We start from the raw sequence: 11,254 nt of genomic DNA on the forward strand, positions 1-11,254 counted from the left end.
GACGCCATGGCGGGTATGGGAATCCTGAACGTCGCCGTAACCGGGCTGACCGCGGCCAACCGGGCCCTGACCACGGTGGGCCACAACATCTCCAACGTCGACACCGAGGGCTACAGCCGGCAGCGGGTCGACATCGAGGCGTGCACCCCGCAGCTGGCCGGCGGCAGCTACCTCGGCAGCGGAGTCCGTGTGGCCAACACCCGCCGGGTCTTCGACGCCTTCGCGACCGCGCAGGTCCGCACCAGCAGCTCGAGTGTCGGCTATGCCGACACCTACTACGACCTGACGCAGGTCCTCGACAACCTGCTCGCGAGCTCCGAGACCGGCCTGACCACGCCGTTGCAGAATTTCTTCAACGCGGCCGAGGACGTCGCGAGCGACCCCTCGTCCTCCTCCGCGCGCGAGGTCATGCTCGCCCAGGGGCAGACCCTCGCCAACCGCTTCCACACCCTGGACCAGGCGCTCGGCGACCTGGACAGGAGGGTCAGCGAGGGGATCGCGGGCACGGTGGAGGAGATCAACACCACCGTGGCGGCCATCGCGGACCTGAACCAGGAGATCCTCGTGGCCCGGGGGCGCAGCGACGGGGCCGAGCCGAACGACCTCCTCGACCAGCGCGACGAGCTCCTGCGCCAGCTCGCGGGGAAGATCGGCATCACCGTCATCGAGCAGGACGACGGCAGCGTCAACGTGGCCACCGGCAGCGGGCAGTCCCTGGTCACCGGCACGCGCACCGCGACGCTCGTGGTCCTGCCCGGGGAGGACGACCCGGGCCGGGTCGAGGTGGGATACCGTTCCGGTGACCACACCGCGAACGTCACCCGCCTGGTGGGGGGCGGCGAGCTGGGGGCCTTCCTCACCTTCCGGCAGGAGGGGCTCGACGAGGCCCGCGACGAGCTCGGCGGCCTCGCCAAAGGCATCTCCGAGACCTTCAACGCCCAGCACCGCCAGGGCTACGGGCTCGACGGGGTGGGGGGGCGCGACTTCTTCCTTCCGCTGGACGCGGGCGTGCCCGCGCGCGGAGCCGCGGGGGAGTTCGGGGTGGCGGTCACGGACGGCGGGCAGATCGCCGCGGCGGGGAGCCCCGGTGCCTCCGGCGACAACGAGAACGCTTTGGCCCTGAGCGCCCTGCGGTCCGCGAGGACGCTGAACGGCGGCACGGACACCTACGGGGACGCCTACGGCGCGCTCGTGGCCCGGGTGGGCACCCGCACCAGCCAGGCGGAGGTCAACCAGGCGGCCCAGGCGGCCCTGCTGGACCAGGCGAGCGCCGCGCGCGCCGCCATATCCGGGGTCAACCTGGACGAAGAGGCGGCGGCTCTGATGCGCTACCAGCAGACCTACCAGGCGTGCGCCCAGGTCATCGCCGCCGCGAGCCTGCTCTTCGACACCCTGATCGAGGCGGTTGCGAGCTAGCCATGCGGATCTCCACTTCCGAATTCCAGCGCCAGGCCGTGCAGGCGATGCAGGACAACCAGGCGCGCCTGGCGAAGACCCAGCTCCAGGTCGCCACCGGCCGCCGCATCCTGACCCCCTCGGACGACCCCGCGGGCGCGCGGCGCATCCTCGAGCTCCGACAGACCATCGAGCAGCAGCGCCAGTACCAGCGCAACGGGGACGCGGCGCTGGACCGCCTGAGCCTGGAGGAATCCGCGCTCGAGGGCGTGACCACCGCCCTGCAGCGGGTGAAGGAGCTCGCGGTCAAGGCGGGCGGGGGGGCCCTCGCTGCGGCCGACCGGGCGGCGATTGCCACCGAGGTCTCGGAGGTCCTGTCCGAGGTGCTCGCCCTCGCGAACACCCGGGACGCGGGCGGCGACTACCTGTTCGCCGGCTACCGCGTGGACACCGCACCGTTCGAGAGCTCGAACGCAGGCGGGACCACGACGTTCAGCTATGGGGGCGACGATTCCGGCCGGCGCATCCAGGTGGGCCCCAGCCTGCGCGTGCTGAGCGCGGACTCGGGACAGTCCGTTTTCGTCGACGTCCCGACGCAGGCGGGCGGGATCCGGGACCTGCTCTCCACCGTCCAGTCGCTCGTGGACGCGCTTCAGGGCGCGGCCTCGGGAGAGGCGGGCTTCCGCAGCCAGCTCGCGGCCAGCCAGGGCGACCTGGACCTCGCCCTGGAGCACGTCCTGACCGTGCGCGCGAGCGTCGGCGCCCGCCTGAACCAGATCGAGGCCGAGCAGGGGACGGCGGCGGAATTCGAGCTCTACGCGAAGGAGAGCCTCTCCGCGCTCGAGGACCTGGACTACGCGGAGGCGACCGGGCGCCTGCAGTTGCAGCTCACCATCCTGCAGGCCTCCCAGCAGGCCTTCGCGAGCGTGCAGGGACTGTCGCTGTTCCACTACCTGTAGCCCTGCCGCTCGGGCGCACCGGAATACGCAAGCGGGGCGCCACTTTTCTCACGCTCGAGGCATAAAGTCCCCCGCGGAGCCGGCCGCTAAGGGTCCCGGAGGCGGTGAATACGCACCTGCTGTGTATATCCGCCAGGTACCCACCTGAGCCCCGAGCGCCGCCGTACGGTGCGGGCCGAGGGCGAAAGGAGAAAGGCAATGGCTCAGACGATCAACACCAACATCATGTCCCTCAACGCCCAGCGCAACCTCGGCAAGTCCCAGAGCGCGCTGGCGACCTCCATGGAGCGCCTGTCCTCGGGCCTGCGCATCAACAGCGCGAAGGACGACGCCGCGGGTCTCGCGATCTCCGAGCGGTTCACCGCGCAGATCCGGGGACTCAACGTTGCGGTCCGCAACGCCAACGACGGCGTGTCGCTCGCCCAGACGGCCGAGGGCGCCCTGGGGTCGGTCACGGAGAACCTGCAGCGGATCCGGGAGCTCGCAGTCCAGTCGGCGAACGCGACCAACAGCGCGAGTGACCGGGATGCGCTCCAGGCCGAGGTCGACCAGTTGATCGCGGAGATCGAACGCGTCGCAACGCAGACCAAGTTCAACGGCGTCGCCCTCCTGGACGGCTCCTTCCTAGCTCAGACCTTCCAGGTCGGCGCCAATTCCGGAGACACCATCACTCTTGACGCAATTGCCGACGCCACGACCGGGACTCTGCGTGTGGACGCGGTCGATATCGGTGATGGGGGTGACCCTGCCGCGGCACTCGGGCTGGTCGACACCGCTCTGGATACGATCAACAGCGCCCGCGCCACGCTGGGTGCGGTGCAGAACCGCTTCGAGTCGACGATTGCCAACCTGCAGACCGCGGCCGAGAACATGTCGGCGGCGCGCTCGCGCATCCAGGACGCCGACTTCGCGGCCGAGACCGCCGAGCTCACCCGCACGCAGATCCTGCAGCAGGCGGGTATGGCGATGGTGGCGCAGGCCAACGCGGCTCCCCAGAACGTGCTGACGCTGCTCCAGTAGTCGAAGGACGGTGGCACGCCCGGGGCTCTCGCCCCGGGCGGGTTGTTTATGGGTGCGCGGGAGGTGAAACGTCATGGCGAATGACGTGCGACTGCAACCCGATCTGCCACCGGTCCGTCCGTCGAGTTCCGTCGCAGCGAGCCAGGGAGAGGCTCGAGCGTTTCACTCCATCGGGCGCCCTCCGCCCGGGAGTGCTCAGCCCATGCAGGGGGCGGCGGTTGGACGGCAGGAACTGTCGGAGCTGGCGGAGGAGTTGAGTGAGCTGGCGCAGGTCGTCCGGCGGGAGCTCGACTTCAGCGTGGACGAGGACAGCGGACGTACGGTGATCCGGGTCGTGGACTCCGAGACGGGCAAGCTGGTTCGCCAGATCCCCCCGGAGGAGGTGCTGACCCTGGTCGCGCGGTTCAGGGAGTACCAGGCCGGTCTGGTGGAAGAGCAGGTGTAAGGGAAACAGCCGGCGTAAGGGTTCGTTGGCTGTATCCGTGACGTACCCGGGGGCGGCAGGGCACAGGGCCGGCCGCCCCCGGTTCTGCAGGGGGCACGCGCGGCACAGGCTATGAGCACCATCACCGCCTTGGGCGTCGGTTCGGGTCTCGACATCGCCGACATCGTCAGCCAGCTCGTGGCGGCCGAGCGCTCGCCGGTGCAGACGCGTCTCGACTCCCAGGAGAAGACCCTCGAGGCCAAGCTTTCGGCCTTCGGGACGCTGAAGTCCGCGCTCGCGCAATTCCAGACGGCCCTCGGAGAGCTGAGCGAGGTCGGTGCCTTCCTCGCCCGCACGGCGAGCTCGGGGAGCGAAGAGGTGTTCACCGCCTCTGCGGGCACCTCGGCGGTGCCCGGGACCTTCGATCTGGTCGTCCAGCAGGTCGCCCAGAGCCACAGCCTGGTCTCGAAGGGTTACGAGAGCGCCAGTGCGGCCGTCGGGAGCGGCACGCTCACGATCTCGGTCGGCGGGAATGCCTTCTCGGTCGCGGTGGACGCCACCCACGGCACGCTCGCCGGGATTCGCGACGCCATCAACGGGGCGAGCGACAACACCGGCGTCGCGGCCAGCATCGTCCGCGTGGACGGAGCCTCGGGCGGCACGGTGGCCAAGCTCGTCCTGACCTCGACGGTGACGGGCACGGAGGGCTCCCTCACGGTCGCCGTCGACGATGCGGACGGCAAGGACCGGGACACCTCCGGGCTTTCGGCGCTTGCCTACCTGCCGAGCGCCAGGCCGACGGCCATCCGGAATCTGACCGAGCTGCGCGCGGCCCAGGACGCGAAGCTGACGCTCGACGGCCAGGCAGTGACGCGTTCGAGCAATACGGTCGACGACGCGATCGAAGGCGTGACCCTGACGTTGCAGGGAGTCTCCGGGAAGGACGCGAGCGGGGCCTGGAAGTCGTCGAGGCTCGCGATTGCCATCGACCCCTCCGCGGCCGCGGAGCGGGTCCAGGGCTTCGTGACCGCCTACAACGCCGTGCTCGACGCCATCCGGTCGGTGGCGAGCTACGACGCCGCCAGCCGGGAGGCGACGGCGCTCTTCGGCGACTCGGCCGTGCGCGGCCTGCAGTCCCGGCTGCGCGCGGAGTTGAGTCGCGTCGTCGCGGACCTGCCGGCGGGGCCGGCGAGCCTCGCGGAGATCGGTGTCCGGACGGGGCGGGACGGCAAGCTGGAACTGGATCAGGACCGGCTGGACGCCGCCCTCAACTCCAACCTGGATGCGGTCGCCAAGCTCTTCGCGGGCGAGGGAGGCTGCGCGCAGCGCCTGGACGACCTGGTCTCCAGCTACCTCGACGCGGACGGGATCATCGAGTCCCGGACCGAGGGGCTGGACGGGCGGTTGGAGGCCATCGAGGCGCGACGCGAGGCCCTCGAGCGGCGCATGGAGAGTCTCGAGGCGCGCCTGCTGAAGCAGTACACGGCGATGGACACGCTGGTGGCCCAATTGCAGACGACCTCCAGCTACCTGTCGCAGCAGTTGGAGTTGTTGAAAATACAAACGAGCCAGTGAGGCCCCGCGGGGCCTCGCCACCGGGAGAACCGACAGAACATGAACGCGATGCTCCGCAACGCGCTCCGGCAATACAGCAGCGTGGGCGTTCGCTCCGGCGTGGAGGACGCGAGCCCCCACCGCCTGATCCAGATGCTCCTCGAAGGGGCGCTGGCCCGGATCGCGGCCGCCATCGGTCATCTGGACCGGGGCGACGTGGCGGAGAAGGGCCGGAGCATCGGGCTCGCGATCTCCATCATCGGCGGGCTGCAGTCGAGCCTCGACACCGACCGGGGCGGGGACGTCGCGGGCAACCTGGACCGGTTGTACGAGTACATGGCTCGCCGCCTCCTCGAGGCGAACGCGAAGAGCGACCGCGGGGCGCTGGAGGAGGTTCACCGCCTGCTGTCGGAGGTCAAGGGGGCCTGGGACTCGATCGGGTCGCGCGCGGGAAGCGGGGCGCCTGTCACATTCCCGTCCCCCGCGCGGGGCTAGACTCTCCGCGGGAGCGATTCGCAGGGGACGAGGAGCCATGAGCAACCTTCGAGACCTGGAGGACGCCCTGGGGCTGACCAGCGCCATGCTGGAGGCGGCCCACGCCGGGGACTGGGACCACCTGGTGGAGCTCGAGGCCGAGCGGCGGGCGCACATCGCGGCGGCCTTCGCGGGCCTGGTCACGGGGCCGGACGCGCCGCTCTTCGCCGAGATTGCCCACAGCATCCTGGCCCTCGACCGGCAGGTGGTGGCCCTCGGCGAACAGGGCCGCGTGAGCCTCGCCGAGGCGCTCAGCCAGCTGCGGGTCGGCCGCCGGGCCCAGGTCGCCTACGCGGCGGGGGGGCGCTGACCCGGCATGGCCGAGGGCCCCGCGGTGGGCGCCGAGCTCTGCTGGGAGGACTGGCTCCCCGTCGGCTGGCGGCTCTCCCCGGTGGTCTCGGGGGCCGAGCTCTCCCACCTCTACGACGCGGCGCTGACGCGCCTCAATGCCGTGCTGACCGTCGGCGAGGCGCTCGCGGCAGAGTCCCCGGATGAAGCCCCGCCCCGCGCCCAGGACATCCTGCGCCTGGAGGCGCGTCTGAACCTCCTGCTGGCGATGGTCGGCGAGCTGCTGGCGGCCCAGCGGCCGCGACCCGCGGCCCGGGCGGTCCGCCTGGGTGGAGGCTGGGTCGAGTGGCGCGACCCCCAACCCCCGGCGGTGGGCGACGCCCTCGCCATCGACCTTTACCTCAATCCGTCGATTCCGGACGCCGTGACGCTGCCGGCGCGGGTCGAGAGCGTGGGTGAGCTCCGCCAGGGCCTGGCGGTCGTTCGCGCCACGTTCCTCGAGATCCCGCCCTCCGTCCTCAACGCCATGGAGAAGCTGGTCTTCCGTTGGCACCGGCGTCGCGTTGCCGAACAACGCCGGGCCTCTCCGCCAAAATTTTGACATTTCCCCTCCGGGCGGCTTTACTGTTGCAGAAATAAATATCGTGGGGACGCGCGGTTAGCGCGCTTGCCTCACGTTCTGCTCAAGCTGCCGAGGGCCGGTCATGAAGCGCGTGCTGGTGGTGGACGCGGACGCGGAGCGCCGTCGCTACCTGCAGGACGTCCTGGAATTCCTCGAGTACGAGGTGCTGCCGGTCGGCTCGGTCGCCGAGGGCGGTGAGCACCTGAGCGGCGAGGGCCGCGCGGACATCGCCCTGCTGGGGCCGGCCCCGAGCGAGCGCGAGCTCGCCGAGAGCTTCCGCTCCGTCAAGTCCGCGGACAGCTTCATCCCGGTGGTGCTGGTCGTCTCGCCCGAGTCCCGGGGCGAGACGAGTCGGGAGCTGGCCGAGGGGGTCCTCGCGCGGGTGACCCTGCCGCTGCGCCTGCAGGCCCTCCAGCACGCCCTGCAGCAGGTGGACGTGTACCTCGAGAACCGCTACGCGAGCGGCAACACCCGTTCCCTGGAGCTCTTCCGCAGCCTGGTGGGCACCAGCGCGGCGGTGCGGCGGGTGCGGCGGATGATCGAGCAGGTGGCGGACACCGACGCGACCGTCCTGATCCTCGGCGAGTCCGGCACCGGCAAGGAGGTGGTGGCGCGCAACATCCACTACCAGTCCTCGCGCCGCTACAAGCCCTTCGTGCCCCTCAACTGCGGGGCGATCCCCTCCGAGCTCCTGGAGAGTGAGCTCTTCGGACACGAGAAGGGGGCGTTCACCGGGGCCATCAGCGCCCGCCGCGGGCGGTTCGAGATGGCCGAGGCCGGCACCCTGTTCCTCGACGAGATCGGCGACATGCCCCTCGCGATGCAGGTCAAGCTCCTGCGGGTGTTGCAGGAGCGCGTGTTCGAGCGGGTGGGGAGCAACAAGAGCATCACCGCCAACGTCCGCATCGTGGCTGCGACCCACGCCAACCTGGAGGAGGCGATCGGCGCGGGGCGCTTCCGCGAGGACCTGTTCTACCGCCTGAACGTCTTCCCCATCGAGATGCCGCCCCTGCGCGAGCGGGGAGAGGACCTGCCGCTCCTCATCAACGATCTCGTCTCGCGGCTCGAGCACGAGAAGCGGGGCTCGGTCCGGCTCACGCCCCAGGTGGTCCGCACCCTCACCGCCTACCCCTGGCCCGGCAACGTGCGGGAGCTCGCGAACCTCGTGGAGCGTCTCGTGATCCTCTACCCGAACGGTGTCGTCGACGTCCAGGACCTGCCCGGGAAATACCGGATGGACGACTCGTTGCAGGACCTCCCGAGGGACGCGGACCTCGAGGTCTCCGGCCCGGCCGCGTCGACCCAGCGCCTGCCGCGCGAGGGCCTGGACCTGAAGGACTATCTGAACCAGCTGGAGTACGTCCTCATCCGGCAGGCCCTGGACGAGGCCGACGGGGTGGTGGCCCAGGCGGCGAAGCGGCTCAAGATGGGCCGCACGACGCTGGTGGAGAAGATGCGCAAGTACGACATCCACCGGCCCGAGGGCGCGACGGAGTTCTGACGCCGCCGGCGCGAAGGAGCGAGCAGTCGTTCGTAAGGACCTGATCTCGCAGGGCATCGCTATCCGGCACAGCCTTTGCTTCTTCGAGGCGAGCCAGGCGTGCCTTGGGGCCGCCGGCGAGACCCGGAAGAGGCCCGATGCCCGCCGCGACCGCTGCAGTCCAGAATCGTTCCCCGACCCAGGGCCCCCGCGCGGGCCGTAACGCGACGCCATTGGCGCACGCCGCCGCCCTGGCGGCGAGACCCGGGGCCGGACGGGCAAACCAGACCCTCGAAGCCCTGCCGGCCGGCGTGGTCGTGCTGAACGCGCAGGGTCTGGTCGAGGTCTGCAACCCCGCGGCCCGTGCCCTGATGGGGGAGGACGCCCGGGGCCAGCGCTGGCGGGAGGTTGCGGCGCGGGTCTTCCGGCCGCGCCCCGACGACGGGCCGGACCTCTCGCTCGTGAACGGCCGGCGGGTGCACATCGACACCACGTCGCTGCGGGACCCGCCGGGTCAGCTGCTGCTGATACAGGACGTGACCGAGGTCCGCGCCCTGCAGACGCGGGTTGCGCAACTGGAGCGGCTCTCGGCGCTCGGCGAGATGGCGGCCGCGCTGGCCCACCAGGTGCGCACGCCCCTCGCCTCGGCTCTGCTCTACGCGGGGGCCCTGGCCCGGCCCGGTGTGGACGCGGCACGCTACTCCGGCAAGTTGGCGGACGTCCTGCGCCAGCTCGAGGGGCTGGTGCGGGACATGTTGCTGTTTGCCCGCCAGGGCCGCTTCGAGATGGAGGGCCTGTCGGTCGGGCAGCTGGTGGAGCAGGTGCGCCAGCCCCTCGGCCCCCGCATGGAGGCCCGCGGGGTGCGCCTGGAATGCCGGGTCCCCTCGCCCGACACGCGGCTGTGGGGCAGCGGACAGGCCCTCGCCGGGGCCATCGGAAACCTGATCGACAACGCCTGGGAGGTGGGCGCCCGCAACGTGCTCCTCTCGGTGGCGTCGCCAGGGCCAGGGCTGCTCACCATCGACGTCGTCGACGACGGTCCGGGCGTGCCGGCGGAGCTCCGGGAAAGCCTCTTCCGGCCCTTCTTCACCACGCGCCCGGGCGGGAGCGGCCTCGGGCTCGCCGTGGCCCGCGCGGTGGCCGAGGCCCACGGGGGGCGAGTGGCGCTGGTCGACAGCCCGGCGCCCGGGGCCCACTTCCGGATCGACCTGCCCCTGTGGGTGCAGCCCGAGCCGGCCCCCGGGCACACGGCGACGGGAGCCAAGCCGTGACCCGGGACGTCTGGGAAGTGCTGGTGGTCGAGGACGACGCGCCGCTGCGCGAGGCACTCGTGGACACCCTCGCGCTCTCCGGCTACCGGGTGCAGGCGGCGGCCGACGGGGAGGAGGCCCTGCGGCTCCTCGAGCGCGCCTCCGCGGGGCTCGTGGTGAGCGACGTGCAGATGCGCCCCATGGACGGGCTCACGCTCCTGCGGCGCCTGCGTGCCGCGCACCCCGAGCTGCCGGTCCTGCTGATGACGGCGTACGGCACCGTCCAGCAGGCCGTGGAGGCGATGCGCGAAGGCGCCGTCGACTATCTCGTGAAACCCTTCGAGGCCGAGGTCCTCATCGCCAAGGTCGCCCAGTACCTGCGGGCGGTCACCGGAGCGGACGCCGAGGTCGTGGCCGAGGACCCCGCGAGCCGCGCCCTCCTCGCGTTGGCGGCGCGGGTCGCGGAGAGCGAGGCGACGGTGCTGCTCACCGGGGAGAGCGGGACGGGCAAGGAGGTGCTGGCGCGCTTCGTTCACCGCCAGTCGCGCCGGGCCGCCGGTCCCTTCGTCGCCATCAATTGCGCCGCGATCCCGGACAACATGCTCGAGGCGGTGCTCTTCGGCTACGAGAAGGGCGCCTTCACGGGGGCCTACCGAGCCTCGCCGGGGAAGTTCGAGCAGGCCCAGGGCGGTACGCTGCTCCTCGACGAGGTCTCCGAGATGAGCCTGCCGCTGCAGGCCAAGCTGCTGCGCGTCCTGCAGGAGCGTGAGGTCGAGAGGCTCGGCGGCCAGGGCACGGTTGCGCTCGACGTCCGCGTGCTCGCGACCTCCAACCGGGACCTCCGGGGCGAGGTGGCGGCGGGCCGGTTCCGCGAGGACCTCTATTACCGGTTGAACGTGTTCCCGTTGCACCTGCCGGCCCTGCGCGATCGCCCGCGCGACATCGTCCCGCTGGCCGAGCACCTGCTCGCCCGGATGTCGGCGGCGGCCGGGCAGGTGGCGCCGGCGCTCGACCCCACGGCCCGGGAGGGCCTGCAGGCGCACCGCTGGCCGGGGAACGTACGCGAGCTCGGCAACCTCCTGCAGCGCGCGCTCATCCTGTCCCAGGGCGGGCGCATCAGCGCAGCGGACCTGGCCTTCGAGAGCGCTCGACTGCCCGAGAGTCGCCCCCCCGCGGCGCCCGAGCCCGGGGAGGAGGCGCCGGCGGTGGGGCTTGGCGACGCCCTCCGGCGCCAGGAGCGCGAGCGGATCCTGACCGCGCTCGCAGAGGAGCGGGGCAACCGCGCGCTCGCCGCGGCCCGGCTCGGTATCAGCCCCCGCACGCTGCGCCACAAGCTCCAGCGCATGCGCGAAGCGGGCGTTTCCTGAGGAGGATGGCGATGAGAGTCTCCGGTGCACCGGACCTGCAGGCGCTGCTCGCGCAGATGCGGGCGCTCGCGAACGAAGCCCGCCCCGCGCAGGGCGCGGACTGGGGACGCCCGGCCCAGGGCGCCGATTTCGGCCGGGTGCTGAGCGAGTCGCTCGCGGCGGTGAACGGGCTTCAGCAGCGCGCCGACGGGCTCGCGGAGTCCTTCGAGCTCGGCGACCCGAAAGTGAGCCTGGCCGAGGTCTCGGTGGCCCGGGAAAAGGCCGGGCTTGCGTTCCAGGCGACCCTGCAGGTCCGCAACAAGCTGCTCGCGGCCTACCAGGACATCATGAACATGCCCATCTAGCGGCAGCGCGAAAGGGC

12 protein-coding genes are annotated in these 11,254 nt (G+C 71.5%); all 12 read left to right on the forward strand.

The window, feature by feature from the left end; genetic code table 11:
* Positions 1–6: 6 nt before the first annotated feature.
* The 12 genes from flgK (at position 7) to fliE (ending at position 11,237) form a co-directional block, all read left to right on the forward strand.
* Positions 7–1,416, forward strand: a complete 1,410-nt coding sequence (gene flgK, locus KA217_08160) for a flagellar hook-associated protein FlgK (protein ID MBP7712420.1) — start codon at positions 7–9, stop codon at positions 1,414–1,416.
* A gap of 2 nt (positions 1,417–1,418) precedes the next feature.
* Positions 1,419–2,354, forward strand: a complete 936-nt coding sequence (flgL, locus tag KA217_08165) for a flagellar hook-associated protein FlgL (GenBank protein ID MBP7712421.1) — start codon at positions 1,419–1,421, stop codon at positions 2,352–2,354.
* Between the two features lie 198 nt (positions 2,355–2,552).
* Positions 2,553–3,374, forward strand: a complete 822-nt coding sequence (locus tag KA217_08170; GenBank protein MBP7712422.1) for a flagellin FliC — start codon at positions 2,553–2,555, stop codon at positions 3,372–3,374.
* Between the two features lie 202 nt (positions 3,375–3,576).
* Complete coding sequence (locus tag KA217_08175) at positions 3,577–3,819, forward strand: flagellar protein FlaG (GenBank protein MBP7712423.1); 243 nt, start codon at positions 3,577–3,579, stop codon at positions 3,817–3,819.
* Positions 3,820–3,930: 111 nt separating this feature from the next.
* The gene (gene fliD, locus KA217_08180; protein MBP7712424.1) at positions 3,931–5,373 is read left to right on the forward strand and encodes a flagellar filament capping protein FliD; all 1,443 of its coding nucleotides are present in this window, start codon (positions 3,931–3,933) and stop codon (positions 5,371–5,373) included.
* 39 nt (positions 5,374–5,412) lie between these two features.
* Complete coding sequence (gene fliS, locus KA217_08185; GenBank protein ID MBP7712425.1) at positions 5,413–5,847, forward strand: flagellar export chaperone FliS; 435 nt, start codon at positions 5,413–5,415, stop codon at positions 5,845–5,847.
* Between the two features lie 37 nt (positions 5,848–5,884).
* Entirely contained in the window at positions 5,885–6,196 is a 312-nt protein-coding gene (locus KA217_08190) for a flagellar protein FliT (GenBank protein MBP7712426.1), read from the forward strand.
* Between the two features lie 6 nt (positions 6,197–6,202).
* A complete protein-coding gene (locus tag KA217_08195; protein ID MBP7712427.1) occupies positions 6,203–6,775 on the forward strand; it encodes a PilZ domain-containing protein in 573 nt (190 codons plus the stop codon).
* Positions 6,776–6,878: 103 nt separating this feature from the next.
* The gene (locus tag KA217_08200) at positions 6,879–8,297 is read left to right on the forward strand and encodes a sigma-54-dependent Fis family transcriptional regulator (protein ID MBP7712428.1); all 1,419 of its coding nucleotides are present in this window, start codon (positions 6,879–6,881) and stop codon (positions 8,295–8,297) included.
* A gap of 212 nt (positions 8,298–8,509) precedes the next feature.
* Positions 8,510–9,547 (forward strand): PAS domain-containing protein, encoded by a 1,038-nt coding sequence (locus KA217_08205; protein ID MBP7712429.1) that lies wholly within the window; start codon positions 8,510–8,512, stop codon positions 9,545–9,547.
* Positions 9,544–10,893, forward strand: a complete 1,350-nt coding sequence (locus KA217_08210) for a sigma-54-dependent Fis family transcriptional regulator (protein ID MBP7712430.1) — start codon at positions 9,544–9,546, stop codon at positions 10,891–10,893. Before KA217_08205 ends, KA217_08210 begins: the two co-directional genes overlap by 4 nt.
* 11 nt (positions 10,894–10,904) lie before the next feature.
* Positions 10,905–11,237 carry a flagellar hook-basal body complex protein FliE gene (gene fliE, locus KA217_08215; protein MBP7712431.1) on the forward strand — a complete coding sequence of 111 codons (333 nt, stop codon included), beginning with the start codon at positions 10,905–10,907 and terminating at the stop codon, positions 11,235–11,237.
* The last annotated feature ends 17 nt before the right edge of the window (positions 11,238–11,254 follow it).

The organism is Gammaproteobacteria bacterium (assembly GCA_017999615.1).
Classification (GTDB): Bacteria; Pseudomonadota; Gammaproteobacteria; order JAABTG01; family JAABTG01; genus JAGNLM01.

Excerpts from the sequence above, each read along its gene's own strand:
- KA217_08175 (MBP7712423.1), top strand. The coding sequence starts at position 3,577 with ATGCAGGGGGCGGCGGTTGGACGGCAGGAACTGTCGGAGCTGGCGGAG.
- KA217_08190 (MBP7712426.1), top strand. The coding sequence starts at position 5,885 with ATGAGCAACCTTCGAGACCTGGAGGACGCCCTGGGGCTGACCAGCGCC.
- flgL (MBP7712421.1), top strand. The coding sequence starts at position 1,419 with ATGCGGATCTCCACTTCCGAATTCCAGCGCCAGGCCGTGCAGGCGATG.
- fliD (MBP7712424.1), top strand. The coding sequence starts at position 3,931 with ATGAGCACCATCACCGCCTTGGGCGTCGGTTCGGGTCTCGACATCGCC.
- fliE (MBP7712431.1), top strand. The coding sequence starts at position 10,905 with ATGAGAGTCTCCGGTGCACCGGACCTGCAGGCGCTGCTCGCGCAGATG.
- KA217_08170 (MBP7712422.1), top strand. The coding sequence starts at position 2,553 with ATGGCTCAGACGATCAACACCAACATCATGTCCCTCAACGCCCAGCGC.
- KA217_08195 (MBP7712427.1), top strand. The coding sequence starts at position 6,203 with ATGGCCGAGGGCCCCGCGGTGGGCGCCGAGCTCTGCTGGGAGGACTGG.
- KA217_08200 (MBP7712428.1), top strand. The coding sequence starts at position 6,879 with ATGAAGCGCGTGCTGGTGGTGGACGCGGACGCGGAGCGCCGTCGCTAC.
- flgK (MBP7712420.1), top strand. The coding sequence starts at position 7 with ATGGCGGGTATGGGAATCCTGAACGTCGCCGTAACCGGGCTGACCGCG.
- fliS (MBP7712425.1), top strand. The coding sequence starts at position 5,413 with ATGAACGCGATGCTCCGCAACGCGCTCCGGCAATACAGCAGCGTGGGC.